The sequence below is a fragment of the Ferruginibacter sp. HRS2-29 genome (genome assembly GCF_024343615.1).
Classification (GTDB): domain Bacteria; phylum Bacteroidota; class Bacteroidia; order Chitinophagales; family Chitinophagaceae; genus Ferruginibacter.
Genome location: NZ_RJUB01000014.1, coordinates 1 through 24,583 on the forward strand (window position 1 = coordinate 1; position 24,583 = coordinate 24,583).

Genomic DNA, 24,583 nt, shown 5'->3' on the forward strand with positions numbered 1-24,583 from the left:
CTCACTGGTTTCCGTAAAGAAAACAACAACGAAAAACCTGTACTGAAAGCAGCATTCATCAATGGCGATATATTCGTTGGCGACAACCAGCTGAAAGCACTTACCCAGATCAAGACCAAGAATGAATTGATCGGTGAAGTGATCGGCTTGTTGCAATCTCCGATCCAGCGTGTATTGGGCGCTTTGCAAAACAGGGAAAATGCGGTGGCTCCTGAAGAAGCAGCACCGGCAGCTGAAGCAGCTCCGGCTACTGAAGCACCAGCAGCAGAAGCTCCGGCAACTGATGCACCTGCAGCAGCAGCGGATGACGCAGCTCCTGAAGCACAAGCATAATTTTTATAAATTATAACACCTGCGCCGGATGGTACCATAAAGGCAGTAAACAAATTTTTTTAAACTCCGCCGGAGTGTAAACAATGAAGGCGGGAAAAATGTAAACAAAATGGCAGACGTAAAAGCATTAGCAGAAAGCCTGGTTAACCTGACTGTAAAAGACGTACAGGAACTGGCTGAATTTTTGAAAACTGAATACGGTATCGAACCAGCTGCAGCAGCAGTGGTAGTTAGCGGTGGTGGCGATGGCCCTGCAGCAGCAGAAGAAAAAACTTCTTTCGATGTTATCCTGAAATCAGGTGGTGCAAACAAACTTGCGGTTGTTAAGATCGTAAAAGAATTGACTGGCCTTGGCTTGAAAGAAGCGAAAGACTTAGTTGATGGTGCTCCAAAACCAGTTAAAGAAGGTGTTGATAAAGCAACAGCTGAAGAATTGAAAACTAAATTGACTGAAGCTGGTGCTGAAGTTGAAGTAGCTTAATTCTAAGTTCAATAATGTTGAAAGCCCTCCGAGTGATCGGAGGGCTTTTCGTTTAATGATAAATAACAAATATCAAGGAAGGAATAAGAAGCCGTTCGTAAACTGTCAGAATTCAGTACCGGATGATGCCGAATGCCGTTCATCCTTTCACTTCCTTATTTTTTATATTTCTTATTTCTAATTCCTTATTTACTTCCCTACTTTTACAGACCTAAACCAAACAATCGTGTATGAAACACTTTTCTCTTGCCATAGCAGCTGCATGCCTCGTTGGAATGGCGTCCTGCAATAATGAAAAAAAAACAGATGCAGCAGAAACCCGCACCAGTTTCTTCGACAGATCCGGAATGGATTCTACCGTAAAACCAGGCGATAACTTCTTCATGTATGCCAACGGCGCATGGATGAAAACAAGCGTGATACCCGATGATCAGACCGGCCTCGGCAGTTTTTATACATTGTATGAAGACAATCTGAAAAAACTGAGAGGCATATTGGAAGATGCAGAAAAAGCAAAAGCGGCCAAAGGAAGCACCGAACAAAAACTGGGCGATTATTATGCAAGCGGAATGGATACCGTAGCCATCGATAAACTCGGCGCCGAACCATTGAAACCGATGCTGGCGAAAATTGACGCCATAAAAGATTATAAGGAACTGATGAACCTCGTAGCCGAATCGAATGCTGCGGGCGAAACATCTTTGATCGGTTATTATGTGGATGCAGATGAAAAGAACAGCGCACAGAACATCATGATCTTCTACCAGACCGGGCTTTCACTTCCGGAAAAAGGTTATTATACCCGTACCGACAGCGCTTCCAAAGCTGCCCGTACCGCACTGCTGCAATACATCAGCAAAGTGTTTACACTTACCGGTGCGGATACTGCAACAGCAGCAAAAAACGCGGTCACCATCCTTGCACTCGAAACAGAGATGGCGAAAGCTCACCGTACACCGGTGGAATTGCGCAATCCGCAGGCAAACTATAATAAACTGGCTATCGCCGATCTTGAAAAGAAAGCCACCAATGTTGGCTGGGCGAATATCCTTTCCAAAATTGGTGTGAAGGTAGACAGCGTAAATGTTGGCCAGCCGGGTTATTATGAAGCACTCAGTAAAATGCTCGCTACGCTTCCCATCGATACCTGGAAAACAAAACTAAAATTCGATTACATTTCCAGCAACTCGGGTTACCTGAGCAAAGATTTCGCGGACGCGGATTTTACTTTCAATAAAACATTCAGTGGACAGAAAAAAGACAGCGACCGCTGGAAGAAAATGGTGAACCGTGTTGATGGCGGCATGGGCGACCTGCTTGGGCAGCTTTATGTAAAAAAATATTTTACCGAAGCAGCAAAAGCACGCATGGATGAACTGGTGAACAACCTCCAGAAAGCATTTGAAGCACGCATCAAAAAATTAGACTGGATGGGCGACAGTACCAAACAACGTGCTGTTACCAAACTCAATACTTTCCTGAAAAAGATAGGGTACCCGACCAAATGGAAAAACTACGATGACGTAACCATCGACAAGGCAAACTTTTTCGCTAACGTAAAAAGTGTGGGCGCACATCTGAAAAAAGAAGAAACTTCCAAGATCGGCAAACCGGTAGATAAAACAGACTGGGGTATGAGCGCACCTACGGTAAATGCTTATTACAACCCGACCAACAACGAGATCGTGTTCCCGGCAGGTATCCTGCAATTTCCTTTCTTTGATGTGAACGCGGATGACGCTGTCAACTATGGCGCCATCGGTATGGTGATCGGCCACGAAATGACCCATGGTTTCGACGACCAGGGTTCGCAATACGACGAAAAAGGAAACATGAAGAATTGGTGGACAGCCATCGATAATGAAAAATTCAAAGCTAAAACAGGTGGGGTAGTTAAACAATATAGCGCTTACACGGTATTGGATAGCCTGCATGTAAACGGTGAACTCACCCTCGGCGAAAACCTTGCTGATATCGGTGGGCTGGCAATTGCATACGATGCCTTCAAAATGACCAAACAGGGACAGGATACGGTGAAAATCGACGGATTTACGCCCGACCAGCGTTTCTTCCTTGGTTATGCGCAGGTATGGCGACTGAAAAACAGGGATGAAACCATGCGTTCCCGTATCAACGTTGATCCGCATTCCCCGGAAATGTTCCGCGTAAACGGCCCGGCTGCCAACTTTGATCCTTTTTACGCCGCATTCGGTATTAAAGAAGGAGATAAATTATATATCGCTCCGGAAAACAGGGCACACATCTGGTAAGATGAACTTTTATGATGTTCGAAAGCCGTTCTGAAAGGGACGGCTTTTTTATTCCAACTACATGAGTCAATTAAGAATTAAGAATTAAGAATTAAGAAGGAAGCACTTTCTAATGAGTGTCGTTAGATACTTTTAAGAAGTAACCGCCTGGAAAATTCTTAATTCTTAATTTTTAATTCTTAATTGACTTGATATATATCAATTTTCAAAAACTTTCCTAACTTTGTTTTGCTCTGTTCTTTTTCCTGTCACCTAATTGTAAGCCCATGAATTTTTTTTACCAGGAATACCCGTTATCAGAACATACATTGGCACTGAAGCACAATAAGAAAGCTTATGCTTACAGCTGTATCATAGATTTTTTCATGTTTCTGGGATTGCAGGATGTACGCGAGTTTCACGCGATAGAGCAATATTTTACCTACGCCCATTATAAAAAGAACACGGTACTTTCTTCAAAGGATGTGATCTCCAAAAAATTCTTTTTCATCGCCGAAGGCGCTACCCGTACTTACAAAACAGAAGGGGAAGAGGAGCATACGCTGCTGCTGTCAACCGAGGGTACTATTAATACCCATATAGAAAGCCTGCTCAACGGTACAGTGCCGGATGTCACGCTGGTGACCACCGAAGATTCCTCCATACTGGAACTTACCTATGAGGATTTTGAAAAGATGCAGCTGGAAAACAGCCATATGGCGCTCGCGATCTCCCGGGGAATGGCCATGTACCTGAAGTTTCAGCAGTCGTTTTCTTCGATCATGAAAGAAGATGCCAAAACGAAATTCGACTACCTGCAGGTACATATGCCGCAGATTTCCAACAGGTTCCCGTTGAAATTCCAGGCTTCGTACCTCGGGATAAAGCCGGAAACGCTGAGCAGGATCAGGAATGAAATAAGGTTTAAGTAGTGAATGGTGAATAGTCAATAGTCAAATCTTCGGAGTTTTTAGAATCTCACAAGTCTTCCCAACTTGCCCTAAACTTCTAAACCCTCTCAACAGGCCGCAGGTCGCTAAACCTAAACCCTAATCTCTAAACCCTAATCCTTAATCCCAAACTTGTCTTTCTGTCAGTCCGTTAAAAGTTTCCCATTTTAGCAAAAATCTTACCAATCCATAAAAAATTCAGTTTAACACCGTTTAATTTCAAAGAATATTCCCTACCTTTGCCCTCCTTTAATTTCGGGTTAGTGGCACTAGTTGTAAACGACCCGGAAAACTAAAGGGTCTTCTGCACACTAAAACGTTTTAATTACAATATGTCTGCAACAAAAACACAGGCCGCACAGCGTATCAATTTCGGTAAAGTTGAACTTCTGGCGGAAACACCCGACTTGCTCGGAATCCAGATTCAGTCATTTAAAGATTTCTTTCAGCTGGAAACCACACCCGATAAAAGGAATGTGGAAGGTTTGTTCCGCGTATTCAAGGAAAATTTTCCTATCACGGATACCCGTAACATCTTCGTGCTCGAATTCTTAGACTATTTCGTGGATCCTCCGCGTTACTCCATCGACGAATGTATCGAAAGGGGATTGACCTATGCCGTTCCATTGAAAGCCAAGCTGCGCTTGAGCTGTAATGATGAAGAGCATGTGGATTTCCAGACGATCGTTCAGGATGTGTTCCTCGGAAATATCCCCTACATGACACCACGCGGAACTTTCGTGATCAATGGTGCGGAAAGGGTAGTAGTTAGCCAGCTCCACCGTTCACCTGGTGTGTTCTTCGGCCAGTCCATCCACCCCAATGGTACCAAGATCTACTCCGCAAGGGTGATCCCGTTCAAAGGTGCCTGGATGGAATTTGCTACAGACATCAACAACGTGATGTTTGCATACATCGATCGTAAAAAGAAATTCCCTGTAACAACTTTGTTACGCTCCATCGGCTTCGAAACAGATAAGGATATCCTGGAACTGTTCGGCATGGCGGATGAAGTAAAAGCCGACAGGAAATCACTGGAAAAACACATCGGCAAACGCCTCGCCGCCCGCGTACTACGTACATGGGTGGAAGATTTTGTGGATGAAGATACCGGTGAAGTGGTTTCAATCGAACGTAACGAGATCATCCTCGAAAGGGACGTGGTACTCGACGATTCTAACATCGCCATGATCCTTGAAATGGAAGTGAAATCTGTATTCGTACAGAAAGAAGAAGTGAGCGGTGACTATGCGATCATTTACAACACATTAAATAAAGATACCTCTAACAGTGAGTTGGAAGCGGTACAGCACATCTACAAGCAATTGCGTGGTGCTGATGCCCCGGATGACGAAACTGCACGTGGTATCATCGATAAATTATTCTTCTCCGATAAACGTTATGATCTGGGTGAAGTTGGCCGTTACAAGATCAACCGCCGCCTTGGACTGAACTTCCCTATCGAAAAGAAAGTATTGACTAAAGATGACATCATCGCCATCATCAAAACCCTTGTACAGCTTACCAACGGTAAGAGCGAGGTGGATGATATCGATCACCTGAGCAACCGTCGTGTACGTACCGTAGGCGAACAGTTGTACGCTCAGTTCGGTGTTGGTCTTGCCCGTATGGCACGTACCATCCGCGAAAGGATGAACGTTCGTGATAACGAGGTATTTACCCCGGTGGATCTGATCAACGCGAGGACTTTATCTTCCGTGATCAACTCTTTCTTCGGTACCAGCCAGTTGTCTCAGTTTCTCGATCAAACCAATCCTTTGAGTGAGATCACGCATAAGCGTCGTATCTCCGCACTCGGGCCCGGCGGTCTGAGTCGTGAAAGGGCAGGTTTCGAGGTACGTGACGTTCACTACTCTCACTACGGCCGTCTTTGTACGATCGAAACCCCGGAAGGTCCGAACATTGGTCTGATCTCTACGCTTTGCGTACACGCTAAGATCAACGATATGGGCTTCATCGAAACCCCTTACCGTAAGGTGACGGATGGTAAAGTGGACATGAAGAAGATCACGTTCCTTTCTGCAGAAGAAGAAGATACCGCCAAGATCGCACAGGCGAATATCGATATAGATGAAAAAGGAAACTTCGTGGAAGATATGATCAAATCGCGTCAGACAGGCGATTTCCCGATCCTTCCGAAAGATGAAGTGGAATACATGGACGTTGCTCCTAACCAGATCGTTGGTTTGAGCGCCTCATTGATTCCGTTCCTTGAACATGATGATGCCAACCGTGCCTTGATGGGATCAAACATGCAACGCCAGGCTGTTCCATTGTTACGTCCGGAAGTTCCGATCGTAGGTACAGGCCTCGAAGCAAAAGCTGCCCGTGATGCACGTATCCAGATCCATGCAGATGGCGACGGTGTGGTAGAATATGTAGATGCAACTGAAATTCACGTTCGTTACAAACGTAACGAAACACAACAGCTGGTTAGCTTTGAAGATGACCTGACTGTATACAAGATCACCAAATTCGTTCGTACCAACCAGGAAACAACGATCAACCTTCGCCCTGCAGTGGTGAAAGGCCAGAAAGTTCAGGAAGGCGACTTCCTTACTGAAGGATACGCAACACGTGGTGGTGAAATCGCCCTGGGGCGTAACCTGAAAGTGGCGTTCATGCCATGGAAAGGGTACAACTTCGAGGATGCGATCGTGATCTCTGAAAAAGTAGTAAAAGATGATTGGTTCACTTCTATCCATATCAGCGAATTCGAAACCGAAGTTCGTGATACCAAACTGGGTGAAGAAGAACTGACGCCGGATATCCCGAACGTTTCTGAAGAGGCTACCAAAGACCTCGATCAGAACGGTATCATCCGCATCGGTGCTACTATCAAAGAAGGCGATATCATCATCGGTAAGATCACTCCAAAAGGTGAATCTGACCCTACACCGGAAGAAAAATTGCTGCGTGCCATCTTCGGCGATAAAGCAGGTGACGCGAAAGATGCTTCTTTGAAAGCACCGAGCGGAACAGAAGGTGTGGTGATCGACAAGAAATTGTTCCAACGTGCGAAGAAAGATAAGAATGCGAAAGTTCGTGAAAAAGCACAGCTGGATAAGATAGAAAAAACACACGAAGACAATGAAGCTGCCTTGATGGAAATGTTGCAGAACAAACTGCAGACCTTGTTGAAAGACAAGACCAGCCAGGGTGTTAACAACAACTTCGGTGAAGTGATCATCGGTAAAGGTGTGAAGTTCACTGCCAAGAACCTGGCAAACATCGACTTCGTGAATGTAAACCCATTGGGCTGGAGCGGCGACGCGAAAACCGATGACCTGATCAACACATTGTTGCACAACTACAGCATCAAGTTCAACGAAGAACTGGGCCGTTACAAGAGGGAGAAATTCAATATCTCTATCGGTGATGAGTTACCTGCAGGTGTATTGAAACTGGCGAAAGTTTACATGGCTGTTAAGCGTAAACTGAAAGTGGGTGATAAGATGGCGGGGCGTCACGGTAACAAAGGTATCGTTGCGAAGATCGTACGTGCGGAAGATATGCCGTTCCTGGAAGACGGAACACCGGTGGATATCGTATTGAATCCATTGGGGGTACCAAGCCGTATGAACCTCGGCCAGATCTACGAAACAGCTTTGGGCTGGGCAGGAGAGAAGTTAGGCGTTCGCTTTGCGACACCGATCTTCGATGGTGCTTCTGTAGACGAGATCGCAGAGAACATCGAAAAAGCAGGCTTGCCTAAGTTCGGTCATAGCTATCTGTATGATGGTGAAACCGGCGAACGTTTCGATCAGAAAGCTACCGTGGGTATCATCTACATCATCAAATTGCACCATATGGTGGATGATAAGATGCACGCACGTTCTATCGGGCCATACTCGCTCATTACTCAGCAGCCGCTGGGTGGTAAGGCGCAGTTTGGTGGTCAGCGTTTCGGTGAAATGGAAGTTTGGGCACTGGAAGCATATGGTGCATCCAACATATTGCAGGAATTGTTGACGCTGAAATCGGATGATATCATCGGCCGTGCGAAAACATACGAAGCAATCGTGAAAGGTGACAACATACCAAGGGCCGGTATTCCTGAATCATTCAATGTACTTGTACATGAATTGAGAGGTTTGGGGCTGGATCTGAAGTTTGATTAATAGAAACAGGCAATAGATTAGAAAGGATTTAGTTACTGCTGTAATATGAGAACTTATAAAATTGGCTTATTTATATCCGTTATACTTCTGTGCGTTTTCAATGCATGTAAGAAAACAGATTTTGAAAAAGAAGATAATATGATTGTTGAGAATTCGTCTAGATTTTTCAACGATCATGTTTCTTCCAATTCTATTGTAAATGCTGCAGCTGGTTTTGTAAAGGCTCAAAATGAAAAATATCATTTTACAGGTAAGATCATTGAAAAAATTGGATACCCCTATTGGAAAGATGCATTGGTATTGAAAATGCCTGTGCAAAATAAAAGTGGACGTGGCGGTTCTGGCAATGTTCAGGATTCTGCAGAGGTAGTGTATATTCCATTTGTAAGAGATTCTCAGAGATTGGTTAATTCAACTTTGAGGATTACTATGGGCAGTACTGATACAACATTTAAATTCTTGCAGGATTGGCAATATGAAGATACTGCCACTACCGGAATGGAAGGCAAGGATCTGGCTATTGTATTGATGACACTACATAACCGCGTTTTTGGTGACACGTTGTTTCAAATGACTGATAGTACTATTATTGAAAGAAATGATGGAAAGACGGTGAAATATGTGTCATTAAATACTGGAATAGCGCCGATTGACGGCTCACCAACACCAGGTCTTTTGATTGCATATGAGTACACTATGACTATTTGTTATTCGCAATGGGTTCCCCTGCATAACGGTCAGTTGACAGGATGTGCGCCAGGGGCAAATTGCCCTTTTTATTACCAGCATACCTGGTGCGAAAGCGTTAGTTGGACAGAATACGAGGATGACGGAATGGGTAGTGGTGGAGGTGGTACTGGTGGAAGTGGAGGTGGTGGCACCGGAGGTGGAGGTTGGACACCACCAAATTGTGGAGGTCCTACTGGTGGGAGAGTGGCTCATAGAGGGAATGAACCTTGTACTCCAGGCGGAGGTGGAGGGGGCTGGATTCCAATACCTGATGACGACCCGCCTGTAGAAAATCCTTGCGATGGAGGGATAACGGCTTTGCAGAATGATGCATATTTTAAGGCTAATTTTGCCTATCTCAAACAACCGGCGATTACTGCATATCCTTACGAGACGGGACTAATGGTTACCAACAGAACAGGTAATTTATATTCATCTCAACAAGGAAATGCATCAGAACCGGAGATTAGTTGGTCGATTTTGGGCGGGGTGAAAATTGACGGATTATTACATAGTCATTACTCTGGATTAAATAACATCTTTTCACCACAGGATATACTTTTTATGGCAGAGATTTATTTGGGAGGATTTGCGAGGGATAGTACGAATTTGTTTTTTGGATTAACGAGTCATAATGGGTTGCCCTATTTAATAAAAGTATCAAATACTACAGAATATAGGAAGTTTGCTCTAAAGATTGTACAAATGCAGTTGAATAAAAAGGGTTTTACAAGAGATTATAATTATAAATTAAGTTCAGGAGACGATGAAAAACAAGAAAAGGAATTTTTAAAGATGCTTCGGGATTTAGGAGCAAGCGAAGGACTTTCTTTATTCAGGGCCTCTCAAGATGGTACGGGAAGTGTAAATTTTGGCAAATGGAATAAGCTTAGTATCGATAATTCTGATGCAGTGATAATTAAACCGTGTAATTAGCTCATGAAAAAGGCCTTAATATTTATATTGATTTTCTTTATTGGAGCTTTTAAGATACAAGCTCAGGTTAAGTTTGATACTTGCCAATATATTGTAAAATTTGCTGGTGAATGGCGTTACGCAAATGGTATTGACACAATACGAGTTTATTTAAGGCCAATACGGGCTTTTGACACTGATTTTCAAGGTGTGCAGGATGTTCTATACGGTTGGCATGAGTATAAAAAAGGGAATATTATTATTGAGAGTGTTTATCAAAATAGGTTTATGCCGGTAAATGTAGATACTATAACAATAAGAAGTTTTTCGATCGGGTTAAAAATGGGGTCAGGGTTGGATTGTAATTCTTCATCACGAACTGCTTCTGGTGCTATCAATGATTATTTACAAGCCAATGAAACAAAAGTCGTCACAATAACTTTAGATCCAACCGGCACGATTATGACATGGAAACAAAGGCATTCTGAAGGGTATGGAGTATTCACCGGTGCTACAGGGATGACCTTGCCAAGGGAGTTTGTACTCTTTAAACAATAAAATATTAAGCTATAAAGGAATAATCTCCCTATAGTTATTTAAAATATTAATTATCAATTATAATAAATATGGCATTCAAAAAAGAAAATCGTCCAAAATCAACGTTTTCTCAGATCACCATTGGTTTGGCTTCGCCAGATACCATTCTCGAAAAGAGCTATGGTGAGGTGTTAAAGCCTGAAACCATCAACTACCGTACGTACAAACCAGAACGTGATGGTTTGTTCTGCGAAAGGATATTCGGCCCTGTAAAGGACTATGAATGTGCCTGCGGTAAGTACAAGCGTATCCGTTACAAGGGGATCGTGTGCGACCGTTGTGGTGTAGAAGTTACAGAAAAGAAAGTACGCCGTGAGCGTATGGGCCACATCAAACTGGTGGTGCCTGTAGTGCACATCTGGTACTTCAAATCTCTTCCAAACAAGATCGGTTACCTGTTGGGTATGAGCTCTAAAAAGCTTGAGACCATCGTTTACTACGAGCGTTTCGTGGTGATACAATCCGGTATCCGTGCCGATAAAGGCCAGAATTACGGTGATCTTCTTACCGAAGAAGAATACCTGGATATCCTGGATACTTTGCCAAAAGAAAACCAGATGCTTCCTGATGAAGATCCGGAAAAATTCGTGGCAAAAATGGGTGCAGAAGCAGTTCACGCCATGTTGGAAAGGCTTGACCTCGACCAATTGAGCTTTGACCTGCGTAATGCAGCCGCTAACGAAACTTCCCAGCAGCGTAAAGCAGACGCCCTTAAGCGTTTGAGCGTGGTGGAAAGCTTCCGTGATGCAAATACACGTATCAACAACCGTCCGGAATGGATGGTGATGCAATACATCCCGGTGATCCCGCCAGAACTTCGTCCACTCGTTCCATTGGATGGTGGCCGTTTCGCGTCATCAGATCTGAACGATCTGTACCGTCGTGTGATCATCCGCAACAACCGTCTGAAAAGGCTGTTGGAAATCAAGGCGCCTGAAGTGATCCTTCGTAACGAAAAAAGGATGCTGCAGGAAGCGATCGATTCACTGTTTGATAACAGCCGTAAATCAAATGCCGTAAAAGCAGAAGGTGGACGTGCGCTGAAATCGTTGAGTGATGTACTGAAAGGTAAACAAGGTCGTTTCCGTCAGAACTTGCTGGGTAAACGTGTTGACTATTCCGGTCGTTCGGTTATCGTGGTAGGTCCTGAATTGAAAATGCACGAGTGTGGTTTGCCAAAAGATATGGCGGCAGAATTGTTCAAGCCGTTTATCATCCGCAAGCTCATCGAGCGTGGTATCGTAAAAACAGTTAAGAGTGCCCGTAAGCTGGTAGATAAAAAAGAAGCTATCATCTGGGATATTCTTGAAAATATATTGAAAGGTCACCCGGTAATGTTGAACAGGGCCCCGACACTTCACCGTTTGTCGATCCAGGCTTTCCAGCCGAAATTGATCGAAGGTAAAGCGATCCAGTTGCACCCATTGGTAACAACCGCGTTCAACGCCGATTTCGATGGTGATCAGATGGCCGTTCACGTTCCGTTGAGCAATGCTGCGATCCTGGAAGCTCAGTTGCTGATGCTTTCTTCGCACAACATCCTCAACCCGCAGAACGGTACCCCTATCACCCTTCCGTCACAGGATATGGTGCTCGGTCTTTATTACATTACAAAAGGTAAAAAGACCATCGGCGACGATATCGTAAAAGGTGAAGGCAAAGCTTTCTATTCTGCAGAAGAAGTGATCATCGCTTATAACGAAAAATCGATTGATCTTCATGCAAACATAAGGGTACGTGCCAACTGGCGTAACAACGACGGTACACTTACCTACAAACTGATCGAAACTACCGTAGGCCGCGTGCTGTTCAACCAGCACGTACCGAAAGAAGTTGGTTTCATCAACGCATTGCTGACGAAGAAAAACCTTCGTGAGATCATTGGTGATATCATCAAATGGACATCCGTTCCGATCACAGCTAAATTCCTGGATGACATCAAAACACTCGGTTACCGTATGGCGTTCCGTGGTGGTCTGTCGTTCAACATCAATGACCTGATCATTCCTGAGATCAAGGAAGAACTGGTAGCAAATGCACAGGAAGAAGTTTCGGAAGTGTGGGATAGCTACAACAATGGTTTGATCACCAACAACGAACGTTACAACCAGATCATCGATATCTGGAGCCGTGTAGATACGAAAGTAACAGAAACGTTGATCCGCGACCTGGCAACAGATAAACAAGGGTTCAACTCTGTATACATGATGCTTGATTCAGGTGCCCGTGGTTCCAAACAGCAGATCAAACAGCTGGGTGGTATGAGGGGGCTGATGGCCAAACCTCGTAAATCAGGTTCATCAGGATCTGAAATTATCGAGAACCCGATCCTGGCAAACTTCAAAGATGGTTTGAGTGTATTGGAATACTTCATCTCTACCCATGGTGCCCGTAAGGGTCTTGCGGATACGGCGTTGAAAACGGCGGATGCGGGTTACCTTACCCGTCGTCTGGTAGACGTTGCGCAGGATGTGGTGATCAACGACGAAGATTGTGGAACCCTCCGCGGTATCGCTACTTCAGCGTTGAAAGACAACGAAGATATCATCGAACCATTGGCAGACAGGATCGAAGGCCGTACTTCCTTACACGATGTATTCCATCCTGTAACCGAAGAACTCATCATCGCAGCAGGCGAAGAGATCGATTCAGATACCGCTAAGAAAATTGACCAGATAGGAATCGACACCGTTGAGATCCGCTCCGTATTGACCTGCGAAAGCAAACGTGGTGTGTGTGTGAAATGTTATGGTAAAAACCTTGCTTCGGGCATCCTTGCCCAGCGTGGTGATGCTGTAGGTATCATTGCAGCACAGTCCATCGGTGAACCGGGTACACAGTTGACACTTCGTACGTTCCACGTGGGTGGTGTGGCTGGCTCTACATCAGTTGAAAGCTCTTTGTATGCTAAGTTCGACGGTACATTGCAGTTCGATGGATTGCGTACAGTTGCTACCGAAAACAACGATGGCAAAAAAGTTCAGGTGGTTATCGGCCGTACCGGTGAGATCAGGAACATCGACGTAAAATCTGATCGTTTGCTGAACACAACGCATATCCCTTACGGATCTGTATTGCATGTAAAAGACGGGCAGAAAGTAGCGAAAGGTGATATGATCTGTACATGGGATCCGTTCAACAACGTTATCGTTGCTGAAGTGAATGGTGCTATCGGGTTCGACGCAGTGATCGAAGGTGTTACATACCGCGATGAAGCTGACGAACAGACTGGTCACCGCGAAAAAGTGGTTATCGAAACAAAAGATAAGACCAAGCTTCCTGCAATCATTGTAGAAGGCAAGGAAAAGAAAACATATAACTTACCGGTAGGTTCACACATCGTGGTGGAAGAAGGCGAAGATGTAAGGAGCGGCCAGGTACTGGTGAAGATTCCACGTATCCTCAGCAAGCTGAAAGATATCACGGGTGGTCTGCCACGTGTAACTGAGCTGTTTGAAGCACGTAACCCAAGCAACCCTGCTGTGGTTTGTGAGATCGATGGTGTGGTTAGCTTCGGCGCTATCAAACGTGGTAACCGCGAGATCATCGTGGAAGCGAAAGATGGTGTGGTACGCAAATACCTCGTTCCATTGAGCCGCCAGATCCTGGTTCAGGATGGTGACTTCGTGAAAGCAGGTGCTGCATTGTCTGATGGACAGACTGCGCCGGCAGATATCCTTTCTATCAAAGGTCCGTTTGCAGTACAGGAGTACGTGGTGAACGAGATCCAGGAAGTGTATCGCTTACAGGGTGTGAAGATCAACGACAAACACATTGAAGTGATCGTGCGCCAGATGATGCGTAAAGTAACGATTGAAGATGCAGGGGATACCAAATTCCTTGAAGGAGATACGGAAGACAGGATCGACTTCAATGCAGAGAACGATTATATCTATGATAAAAAAGTTGTTACGGAAGCGGGCGAAAGCACCACACTCCGTGCCGGCCAGATCGTTACCCTGCGTGATGTACGTGAAGAGAATTCCATCCTTCGCCGTGCCGATAAGAAGCTGGTAGAATACCGCGATGCAAGTCCGGCCACCTCTTCTCCGTTGCTGCTCGGTATCACCAAGGCGTCTCTTGGTACACAAAGCTGGATCTCGGCTGCGTCGTTCCAGGAAACTACCAAAGTGTTGTCATCTGCAGCCATCCAGGGTAAAACTGATCCGATGTTAGGTTTGAAAGAGAACGTAATTACCGGTCACCATATCCCTGCAGGTACAGGTCTCCGCGACTTCGAAAACATGATCGTAGGAAGCAAGGAAGAATATGAATTGCTGATGACGACGAAGGAAGCGATGACGTTTGATGATGAGGAGTAATTGGATTACACGAATTCGAGCGAATTACACTAATTACACGAATTAAAATACAAGCCCCGCTGATAGATAGCGGGGCTTTTTACATATTAAGAGTTGCGTTGAATTTTATAGTATACAGTTCTTCTTTATGATGATAAGTCGTTGACAACAGCAACTGGTGCTACACGTTTTACAACATCAATACCATTATCCCTTCCCACAGAAGTTTGATACATTTCACTTGTGCCGATTATTTGTCCATTGGCTGCTTTAAGGTTGAAGTAATATTTTGCGTTGGTAGAACTTTTGCGATCAAATTTAGATTCGTCTCTGGCATTCACTTTTACAGCATCTACACCTCTTAAACACCCCACTTTACTGGTGTAGCCCTCACTTGCAAGCACAATTTCTCCATTATCAGCTTTTAAACTGAAATAATACTGCCCATTAGCCCGTTGAGATATAACAAACTTTCCCATGTTATTTTTTTACAAATCTATTTATATTTTTCAAGTTCTGTATAATAGTCTTTCGACCACGGGAGCGCCGGTTGACTGGACATATTCCTTAATTCATCGCCCATTCGTGAATCAATTTCAATAACGTTATCAATTATCAGATCCTGATATTGCCTCAGTTTTGTCATAGTAATATAAGACGCTTTATTGCCATTGTGAGCAATCGCGCCTCTGTCTGATACGAAATCGTCAATTTTACCAGTACAGTCAGGTTGCCATAAACTCGTGTAGTCTGATATTCCCAGGTAAGTATGGAATAATAATTTAAGCCTGTTTGATTTTGGAGTATGTAATAATTCTGTTTCCAGTTTAGCATAATTTAGCCAGACAGCCTTCCATCCGGTACCTGCCAATTCTATTGGCTTAATTTCATTCAAATCATTTTTGACTTTTGAGCTGATTGTCTTTTTGATAATTTTATTTAGCTGATGTATATCTGAAATAGAATCCGATAAATAATTTACCGATTCTAAAAGAAGATCTTCATTGTACCTTTCCCAGGCAGCACATAACATTACCACCGCACTACGGGTTAAATGCCCCAAAGTTTTACGGCCGGGCTTATTTTGCGTATAAAAATTATGGGTTTCGATAAGTTTTAAAACGTCGATTCGAATGTGAAGGAAATTTATATAGGCTGAAGATGGCATAGATAGTTAATGATAACAATACAAACCTAACTGTTAATATGGTATAAAGAAGCTTTTTAGATGTGAGGAAATTCTCTTTTATTCCTGTGAAAAATCCCCTCTGCCAGGCAGGAAAATCCCATCGCTTTTTTTCGGTAAGGTTTACCGCACGTACTACTTTTGAATTGCGTAAAACAGAACATCAACAAACATTATTATTAAAATATGCCTGGGAGAGCGCAGGTGAAAGTCCTGTACAAATTCTAGATGTTTTGTTGTACGCACCACTTCCAGGCAAACTAATTATATTTCTATGCGTGCAACAAAGAAGAAAGCAAACACACCGAGGCGCCCCGATGTGCGTAGCATTAAAATTTCAACGTTGACAAGAATCAATGAATGGAGCGAAACAACAGTACCCTACATCAGGTTATCAGGAAACTGGTTACAGAATTTAGGGTTTAATCCTCATGATAGGATTACCGTTACTACGATGACAGGATTATTGATTATTAGAGCTGAAGGGCATGGTGATATGGAGATAAACTCGCCCCTTCGTATCTCAAGGCCTGCACCATTTATTCTCAGTGGTGCAAGGTAGTACGTTAAAGGATTGTTGAAGAATGTATTGAAACATCATGTTTTATAAAGGTAGTAGAAATGCTACCTTTATAAAACAAATACCGACTTTATGAGAGCCAGAAAAATAACAATCATTATCGAAAAAAGTATTGATGCTTATGGCGCCTATGCTGAAAATTGTGAAGGTATATATGGGGTGGGTGATACCGCAGATGAAGCAAAAAAATCTGCATTAAAAGGTCTTGCATTATTTAAAAAGTATAATAAGAAGGAAAATCTGCCTTCAATTCTCAATGCTGAATATGAAATAGTATTCAAGTTTGATGTACAGAGTTTTCTTACCTACTACAAAAAGATATTTACCAACGCTGCTTTGGAGCGCATGACCGGCATCAATCAAAAGCAATTTCAACATTATGCCTCAGGTTTAAAAAAGCCACGCCAGGCGCAGGTGAAGAAGATCGAAGCGGCGATGCATAAGTTGGGGAGGGAGTTGATGGCGGTGGAGTTGTGAAAAATTTCGATTTATGAAAACTATTTTTGTTAGTTGAAATATTAGTTTATGTGAAATTGGTTTTGAACCAGTCTTGTTGCCCCATAAATTTTATTTTAAATTCATTTCCCTCATAAACAAGTCCATTGAATTCTCTTTTATAAGAATTAATTCTAGGAGTTACAACTAAAATAGCATCATTAAATTTTAAAGTCTTTAGTATTCTATACATTCCAATACCATTTCCTCCTGCATTTAATTGTTTTACATTCTCCGATCTATATCCTCTAGTAAATAGTTTTTCAATTTCATTTTGTTCTATTCTTATCGAAATCATTACAAAAAGTATTGAAAAACTGTCTTGTTCCTCTTTAAAAATAATTTTAAAATCTGTTTTTGGGTGGCAATATTTTATTGCGTTATCAAAAATGTAATATAATGAAACAAATAAAGAGTCATGATCTACACTTATTCTTTTTTCGCACGCATCAAGATATACAGTGATTTCTCGCTCTTCAAAATCCTCCATAAAAATTTGTAGGATTGATAAAACTAAAATTCTTATGGAGTATTCAATTTTCTGAGAAATCGAATGAATTTTCATAGTTCTTTCAAAAACAGAAAACTCCACTTTTGTAGCTAAACTGTATTTAATTAGCTTTAAAAGTGTTTTTGTAGCTACTTTAGGTTTTTCTGCTATGATTTGCTTAACTACATCATTTTGTTTGGTAAAATTCTCAGTTAGTATCTTCTGTGGTATTAAAGCAAATAAATCTTGTATACTATAGGTATTTAGGGAAGTTACATTATGAATAAACTCTTGATTTTCGGAATTGTGACGTGCTACTAAATCATTTTGAAAAGATGAAAGCGATTCAATGGAAATTATACTCATTTCCAAAAGATCTTTAAATAATTTATATCTGCGAATAAATTTATCATCGGTAGTGAGGGTAAATAACGTTCCATACGAATTTGATTTTGATCCTAGCCTAGCCTTTAAAACTTTATCATCAATAATTACTTCAATAATTTTTTGCGAATCACTGTAGTTGGTTACTAGATTCCTTAAATTCTTTGGGAAATTATCAAAAATATAGTCCCCATCTGTTTTGATTGCGTAATAATAAGTACTCATCTTGATTTTTTAAACAAATCGAGGCTATATTGCTCTACTAAATTTTGAAATTGGTAGGGTAATGCGTTTTTTTCTAATTTGAAATCGCATTCGTCCCAAGCTTTATGAAAAGGATTATTATTTTTATTAGCAGAATATATTACAACCTTTTTATTAGGGTATTTTTGCTTTAGCATTAAAGCTAAATCTAATCCCTCTGAGTCAAGATTAAGCAACTTTCCCACACCATTAATATCAACAAAAAATATAAAAGATTCTTGAATTATTGGCATATCAAGGCTTTTAGCATCGGTGATACTTTTTGTATGTTTCCACCCACTATCTTTTAATATTCGAACAACATTGAAATTTTTGTCATCATCAATAAACAGTATTTTAGTTTGAGTTTTCATGTGTTCTATTTCCACTTCTCTGTTGTGGTTTATTTCATTCATTGATGTAGGACTTTTTGTAGGTGCAATTGGAGTTGGCCCCAAAGGAGTATTATTTCCAACATTTACATTTACATTTACATTTTGATTTCGTTCGTTAATATTAGTTGTGGTTCCTATAACCTCTACTTCTTCGATTGGATCTTGACGTAGTAAAAGGAAAGCTATAATCTCACAGAAAGAAACAGAAATAACAATTATGGGTTCCCAATCCCAATTCGATTTGTATGCCCAGATACCTCCAAATACTAAACTTATAAGGGCTATAATAAATGTCTTGGAATCAGCAATAATTTTTCTCATATATAAATCGGCTTTACTGTAAGGGTATTTCCAAATATAATTTTAATTTAATCTATTCCAAAATATAAATTAAATATTATATTCATAAAACTTTTTGACTATGTAGAATTTTTCCTGCTTAAAACGTCGACTCACTGTAAAGCTGAGATAAGCCTCCACCCATCCTTCGCTCAACCTTCGCTGTATCTTCGCTCAACCTTCGCTCGTGGAACATTTCGCAAAACAACACAAAAACAATACTATTCTTAATGTTCCAACATTCATTCATCCTTTTTTATAACCACTCCGCTTAAACAATTTTACCACTCACACAAAGCCCATGCTTTTTAACGCTCAGCTTTATGCAATTTCTTTTGCACCGCAATCCCATAAGCGACAACAGTTTTTCTCACAATTAAATTTCATGTTATGAAACACATTAAGAACCTCGTAACAAAAGGTCTTTCAGGCCGCATCCAGGAGTTGGTTTTTCGCCACAATCATGGCAGAACCTATGTAATCTCCAGCCCTTCGCCGTCAACGGTTCCGGCATCCGAAGAGCAACTGCAGATCCGCTACACGTTCAAAGATGCGGTGCGCTATGCAAAAGCGATCCTCATCGACCCGATCGTGAAAGCGGCTTACAAGGCGAAAGCAAATCCGTGGCAGAGCGCCTTCAACCTTGCCATCGCCGATTTCTTCAAACCGCCCACTATCGGCACCATCGATGCCAGCGCCTACACCGCCCAGGCTGGTAGCTTCATCTCCGCACAGGTAACCGACGACTTCCAGGTAGCATCCGTAGAAGTGCGTATCGAGAAAGCCAATGGCCAGCTCATAGAAGCAGGTGCCGCCACGCTGATGGAAGACGGGTTACATTACAGGTACACCACTACCGCAACTGTAACAAACATTACCGGTAACAAGATCACGTTCATAGCAATAGACTTGCCCGGTCATTTGGTAACCCAACAAATCACCTTGTAATTATGGAGAGACTTTTACATGGATAAGCCCTGGATTTTTTCCGGGGCTTTTTTTGAACCACAGAGGAAAAGAGGACACGGAGTAACACAGAGAAAAAATCATACACTCTGTGTTACTCCGTGTCCTCTTTTCCTCTGTGGTTCACAGTTCAGGTAGGTCTTTCCATTGCCAGATCGCTGCATAATGAGCCAACGTCATACACAGCAGATGATTTTTGCAATACACCATCGAGATAAGAATTGATGATCAGCGAAAGCGAAGGGTAGGGGCGGCGGCCGAGATCGTACCAGTATGAATTGCAGTAAAGACGGAGGGTGCCACTGAATAACTGTCCGTTGATGGACAACCGAGCCTTTGGTAATGATCTGTATATTGTAGCAGCATATACTTCATCGTTGGTAAGTGTATCGTGATTGATCATTTTGTGTGGAGGAAAATGCTGGTCGAGCAGCAGTCGCAACTCTACCGGGGAGCCAGACGATGGGAGCCCGGGAACCGTAAAATTAATGATCTCCGAATTGAGGTATGTTTCCGGATCGCTGATCTGGATAGCATTCAGCGGGATTTTATATACAAGGCAATTTATGTTGGGTATCGTATCCGCATCGATCCGGTGCAATGCTTCTTTTGAAGCGTTGGGGCTGGCTGGGTGTGCCAGCGTTGATGTGAAGCTGGCTGCGCAGGTGCAAAGGAGAATAAGCAGTTTCATGATCTGATAAGTTGGTGACGGACGTTAGATGCAGGAGAAAAGGATTTTGCACACGAGTTGACTACTCCCATGAGTTGTCAACTCGTGGGAGTAGTCAACTCAAAGCGTTTTACCCCATACACGGAAAGATCCCATCGCCTTACCGCAGTTTATAAGCCACTCCAACGGATAATCCCGGTTTATTTATTTTCTTGTTGAATGATATGGTGTTTAAATCATACCGATGAAGGTTATACCGGAAACCAGGTTCGGCAAACCATTCATATTTTTTCCAGAACACTCCCGTAAAATGTATGCCCGTGTAAAGATCGGCACCCGTTTTATTTTGTGAAGAGGATGTTTGCCAACCCGAAGGATAAAAGTTCGCAAATTCTCCCGGGATATCATTGTGGTATTTTCTCTGGATGTCTACATATACTCCTGTAGTAAAAGCTGCCACCCATGCCGTCCTGTTGATGAAAGAATAACGCACCATTACAGGCAACGTGAGGTTGTAATAAGCATTTCTGCCCGTGATGATGGTTTTACTTTTTACTACCGTGGTGCCGGTTGTATTAGATTCCGTACCCGATAGCTGCAGCAATTCTGTCAACTTGAGGTACTGGATGCCGCCGGCAATGCTCCATTTTTTATTCAATGGTTTCACCAGGTTTAAAGAAAATCCTGTACCCGGTTCGATGGTTGAATGGATACTTTCTGAAATGAATTCGGAACGTGAGCCGGGGTGTTCGATAATACGTTGTATAAATAACGGTTGTTGATATTGTTGCGTAGGTAATACCATGCTAACAGCCACTTCAATTTTTAGTGGTCGCTTTTTGCTTTTGGAGTCAGGTTTGTTTGCTGATGCTGTTGCAACCTGTATGGTTACCGTTTTATTGCTATCTGTAGAAGGCTTGATATCATTCACTGCTTTTGAAGAATCAAAAGAAGAATTTTGCGAAGAGAGCCCCGGTTTATTGGTAAGTATGTTTTTTTCAACGACAGGAGTATTCGTTACCATGTCGTCCTCACCTGTAATATCCGTTGACAGGCTGTCTGTTGCACCCTTGGATATGGTTGCTTTAAATTTCCGGTTGCTTCTTATTGCCGGCTTCCGCGAAGCAGTTATATCAGCTTCATCGCTCTCATTGTTATATGCAGGTTTTGTTCGTTTATTTTTAGTTGGGGTTATAGATGCCGGGTTTAAAACATGATTGTTGACAACTCCATCGGTATGACTATTCATATTGTCTTTCGCAATTTTAACCGAATTGCCTGCCAGTCCTGTTTGTGTTGCAGTATCGGTTGCCACGGCATGTCCTGGGATAATTTTATCATCACCTGGTTGTATAGCGGAAGGCGTAGGGGTACTTTCTTCCGGGTGATATTTTTCTTCTTCTGTGGGAACGTTTGCCTGTTGTGAATTTTTTGCCGGGAGTTTGTGATCTCCGGCTGTCGGGCTAACCGGGGCTGTTGAGCTTTGATACACATTTGCCACAAACCAACTACCTGCTGATATGAATATCAGCAGGAGCATCCACCAAAAGAATGGGATTCGTCTTTTCTTTTTTTTGCGACTGGAAATATTTCCCCACATATCTGCCGGCACTTCCGCTTCGCGTTGCAGCGCCTTGTTTTTTATGATATCATCAAAATCACGACTATTCATACACTTAGTACATTAAACTGTTTTAAAATAAGTGACTGCAACATCCTGCGTGCCTTTGTCAGCTGGGTTCGGGAAGTAGATGCCTGGATGCCCAGCAGCTTTCCGATCTCTTCATGGCTGTATCCTTCTATCACGTTCAGGTTGAATACCAGCCGGTATCCATCAGGCATACGCCCGATCAGCCGGTAGATATCGTCTTCCGAAAGTTTTGAAACAACGGTAGGGTCAACTGTAGTAACATCTGCACCCGGGTGTTCGATATCACTGAAAATTATTTTTCTTTTACTGACATACCTCGTGGCTACACTTACAAATACACGTTTTACCCAGCCTTCAAAACTTCCTTCAAATTTAAACTGATGAATAGCATCATATACCTTCAGAAACCCTTCCTGGGTAATATCTTCCGCTTCCTGCTGATCGCGGGAATATCGTTGACAGAGCGAAAGCATTTTGCCCGCATATCTCTCAAATAAAAGTTTTTGGCAAACCTCATTCCGATCAACACATCCTTTTATGATTTCAGCTTCTGTCATTGAATCCCTTGCTTAAGAATACACGGTTTGTATAAATGATTTAGTGCAGTTATATTTTTGAATTATTGTCTCCTTACCCTGAAGTTACATTGTACCAGGTGATCTGTATGATCTGTTTCATCCTGTACATGCCCGCTGAATGAGCCTGCTACAAAACCTCCCCAATCACCGAATTCGGTAATGGTAACAACTAAAGGTGAATAAGGCGGATTATTTGTATTGGCCCTACCGGAAGGGAAACCACGGGAAGCGAATAAACTTGCCTGGTGTGATGAACCGATCGTTGAGCCGCCGCCGAATTCAAATGCCATGTTTGGTTGCGGGTTGCCATCCCTGTCTATTGTAATGATGTTGGTCGACACACCATCAAAAGTCGCGATCATTTTCTGTATTTCTCTTTCCTGTGTAAGATGTATGGTCGGGCCATTATCGATGGAATAATCGAGGAACCCTGTAGCGCTTACTCCGCAAGCCTGGATGGTGCCAAGGTTATTGTTGCCCGGAACAAGCGTGATATTTTGTATTACACTTTGCTGACTGCCGCCCCAGTTGACCGCAACATATGAAGAATTCATATTGGTACATGCTGTGGTAGAAAAATCAACGTCACCGTTAACAACAGGCATATGCCAGGTCACATTGGCTATCCGCAGCAGTACCCAGCCATCAGTGACTGCAGCACCATTGCAATCCACCACACGGGCGGTGATTTTTACGATGTCTCCAAGGTTAGCAGTGATAGTTCCCAGGTCTATATCGCTGGTAGTGGCGTTGATGTTTTGGGAATACACGAGGTTGATGCCTCCGCAAACAGTGTAAACTTCCATTACCAGAGCTGTATTGGCGAGCACTGCACCGCTTACATATCCTTCGTTGTTGGTGAAAGAAGAAGCCCCTATATTAGGATCATCTGCCCTGCGGATGCAGACATAAATATTGCCGATAGACTGTTGTGTGTTGTTTACAATTTTGGCTTTCAGGTTTACTACCGGAACGCCTGAAGCTCCATCCCAGAAAGAAAAATGAGTGACATTACCGGTGTAAGTATTACCGCTTTTGTTAGTGATACTTTCCTGTTTCCACAATCCATTGGCTACATCAAACGACCATAATGGAATGCTCGCAGGAGCGTCGGCCAGCAGTGCGGATGGGATCGGTGTTGTGATAGTGGCTTCTTTTCCTGTGGCAATCTGCAGTAGTTCACCTGCATCGCCCGTGAGTTCTACGGCCAGCATGCCATAAGATTTCAGCATCCGCATTTTCGCATCACTGTCAATGCCACGTTGGTCGCCGGGCATCATGCTGGTGAATTGCGAAATATTATTTTGGTTATAAAGATGTGCTGCCACGTGGATGGTACCTGAATAAGCGGCATTGGTAGCGGCATTCACGACGGCGTTGGCAGGTAAAGTTATCTGTGCTCCGTCTGTAGTGGTTACAGCTCCACCGGATACCGCACTAATATCACCTACATTCTTTTTAGGAACCAGCTGAACCCTTACAAAAGTTTGCTGGCCTGGTATTCCAACAAATGTGCGGTATCCATCAAAATAGCCTGTGTTGGTTATTTTAATAAACCCTGCGGCTTTCGAGAGGGAGACATTATCTATCTGAAATCTGCCGCTGGCATCTGTTGTAGTGGTTTTTGTACCGGCATATACTTTTGCATTGCTTACAGCACTTCCATTTTGGTCGGTTACAAAACCTACTACGCTTTGCACGATCTTTTCCGCAACAAGGGTTGTATCAACAGGCAAAGGGAAATATTGCTGATCATGGAAGGTCTTTTTACAGGCATTCAGTAAAAAGCAGCATAACAATATCGGGATTACATAGAGTAATGTCTTTTTCATAATAAGTTGTTTGGTATTAGATACCAATCAGGGAACCGTTGCGGCTTGACTTTAAAAATTAATTTAAATTGGGCTCA

At 42.8% G+C, this 24,583-nt stretch carries 18 protein-coding genes and 1 pseudogene; 11 read left to right on the top strand and 8 right to left on the bottom strand.

Going from position 1 to position 24,583, the window contains the following annotated elements:
- From EGI32_RS06785 to rpoC, 8 genes and pseudogenes are all read left to right on the top strand, one after another.
- Nucleotides 1-333 (top strand): annotated as a pseudogene (locus EGI32_RS06785) (hypothetical protein); the annotation flags it as partial.
- 109 nt (nt 334-442) lie between these two features.
- Nucleotides 443-814, top strand: a complete 372-nt coding sequence (rplL, locus tag EGI32_RS06790; protein WP_255154630.1) for a 50S ribosomal protein L7/L12 — start codon at nt 443-445, stop codon at nt 812-814.
- 230 nt (nt 815-1,044) lie between these two features.
- Nucleotides 1,045-3,084, top strand: a complete 2,040-nt coding sequence (locus EGI32_RS06795; RefSeq protein ID WP_255154631.1) for a M13 family metallopeptidase — start codon at nt 1,045-1,047, stop codon at nt 3,082-3,084.
- 266 nt (nt 3,085-3,350) lie between these two features.
- A complete protein-coding gene (locus tag EGI32_RS06800) occupies nt 3,351-3,995 on the top strand; it encodes a Crp/Fnr family transcriptional regulator (RefSeq protein ID WP_255154632.1) in 645 nt (214 codons plus the stop codon).
- Between the two features lie 350 nt (nt 3,996-4,345).
- Nucleotides 4,346-8,155 carry a DNA-directed RNA polymerase subunit beta gene (rpoB, locus tag EGI32_RS06805; protein WP_255154633.1) on the top strand — a complete coding sequence of 1,270 codons (3,810 nt, stop codon included), beginning with the start codon at nt 4,346-4,348 and terminating at the stop codon, nt 8,153-8,155.
- Between the two features lie 45 nt (nt 8,156-8,200).
- Nucleotides 8,201-9,820: a hypothetical protein gene (locus EGI32_RS06810; protein ID WP_255154634.1), complete on the top strand. Its 1,620-nt coding sequence runs from the start codon at nt 8,201-8,203 to the stop codon at nt 9,818-9,820.
- A gap of 3 nt (nt 9,821-9,823) precedes the next feature.
- A complete protein-coding gene (locus tag EGI32_RS06815) occupies nt 9,824-10,357 on the top strand; it encodes a DUF6705 family protein (protein WP_255154635.1) in 534 nt (177 codons plus the stop codon).
- A gap of 68 nt (nt 10,358-10,425) precedes the next feature.
- Entirely contained in the window at nt 10,426-14,718 is a 4,293-nt protein-coding gene (rpoC, locus tag EGI32_RS06820) for a DNA-directed RNA polymerase subunit beta' (RefSeq protein WP_255154636.1), read from the top strand.
- Between the two features lie 125 nt (nt 14,719-14,843).
- Here rpoC and EGI32_RS06825 read toward each other — a convergent pair whose 3' ends face one another.
- Together EGI32_RS06825 and EGI32_RS06830 are read right to left on the bottom strand one after the other, a co-directional pair.
- Nucleotides 14,844-15,176, bottom strand: a complete 333-nt coding sequence (locus tag EGI32_RS06825) for a YegP family protein (protein ID WP_255154637.1) — start codon at nt 15,174-15,176, stop codon at nt 14,844-14,846.
- A 17-nt stretch (nt 15,177-15,193) separates the two neighbouring features.
- On the bottom strand, nt 15,194-15,865 hold the full coding sequence (locus tag EGI32_RS06830; RefSeq protein WP_255154638.1) for a HEPN domain-containing protein: 672 nt from the start codon (nt 15,863-15,865) through the stop codon (nt 15,194-15,196).
- A 292-nt stretch (nt 15,866-16,157) separates the two neighbouring features.
- On the opposite strand from EGI32_RS06830, the gene EGI32_RS21290 reads away from it, so the two are divergent.
- Together EGI32_RS21290 and EGI32_RS06835 are read left to right on the top strand one after the other, a co-directional pair.
- Nucleotides 16,158-16,445, top strand: coding sequence for a SymE family type I addiction module toxin (locus EGI32_RS21290; protein WP_369681634.1), 288 nt, complete (start codon nt 16,158-16,160; stop codon nt 16,443-16,445).
- A gap of 90 nt (nt 16,446-16,535) precedes the next feature.
- Nucleotides 16,536-16,940, top strand: coding sequence for a hypothetical protein (locus EGI32_RS06835; RefSeq protein ID WP_255154639.1), 405 nt, complete (start codon nt 16,536-16,538; stop codon nt 16,938-16,940).
- Nucleotides 16,941-16,986: 46 nt separating this feature from the next.
- On the opposite strand, the gene EGI32_RS06840 is transcribed toward EGI32_RS06835, so the two are convergent.
- Both EGI32_RS06840 and EGI32_RS06845 read right to left on the bottom strand, forming a co-directional pair.
- Entirely contained in the window at nt 16,987-18,057 is a 1,071-nt protein-coding gene (locus EGI32_RS06840; protein WP_255154640.1) for an ATP-binding protein, read from the bottom strand.
- On the bottom strand, nt 18,054-18,791 hold the full coding sequence (locus EGI32_RS06845; protein WP_255154641.1) for a hypothetical protein: 738 nt from the start codon (nt 18,789-18,791) through the stop codon (nt 18,054-18,056). The genes EGI32_RS06840 and EGI32_RS06845 overlap by 4 nt, the downstream gene beginning before the upstream one ends.
- 408 nt (nt 18,792-19,199) lie before the next feature.
- On the opposite strand from EGI32_RS06845, the gene EGI32_RS06850 reads away from it, so the two are divergent.
- Nucleotides 19,200-19,757, top strand: a complete 558-nt coding sequence (locus EGI32_RS06850) for a hypothetical protein (protein WP_255154642.1) — start codon at nt 19,200-19,202, stop codon at nt 19,755-19,757.
- A 148-nt stretch (nt 19,758-19,905) separates the two neighbouring features.
- On the opposite strand, the gene EGI32_RS06855 is transcribed toward EGI32_RS06850, so the two are convergent.
- The 4 genes from EGI32_RS06855 to EGI32_RS06870 form a co-directional block, all read right to left on the bottom strand.
- Nucleotides 19,906-20,466 (bottom strand): hypothetical protein, encoded by a 561-nt coding sequence (locus EGI32_RS06855; protein WP_255154643.1) that lies wholly within the window; start codon nt 20,464-20,466, stop codon nt 19,906-19,908.
- Nucleotides 20,467-20,605: 139 nt separating this feature from the next.
- Complete coding sequence (locus EGI32_RS06860) at nt 20,606-22,117, bottom strand: hypothetical protein (protein WP_255154644.1); 1,512 nt, start codon at nt 22,115-22,117, stop codon at nt 20,606-20,608.
- Nucleotides 22,114-22,653 (bottom strand): RNA polymerase sigma factor, encoded by a 540-nt coding sequence (locus EGI32_RS06865; protein ID WP_255154645.1) that lies wholly within the window; start codon nt 22,651-22,653, stop codon nt 22,114-22,116. The genes EGI32_RS06860 and EGI32_RS06865 overlap by 4 nt, the downstream gene beginning before the upstream one ends.
- Nucleotides 22,654-22,715: 62 nt before the next feature.
- Nucleotides 22,716-24,506 (bottom strand): carboxypeptidase-like regulatory domain-containing protein, encoded by a 1,791-nt coding sequence (locus EGI32_RS06870; protein WP_255154646.1) that lies wholly within the window; start codon nt 24,504-24,506, stop codon nt 22,716-22,718.
- Between the last annotated feature and the right edge of the window lie 77 nt (nt 24,507-24,583).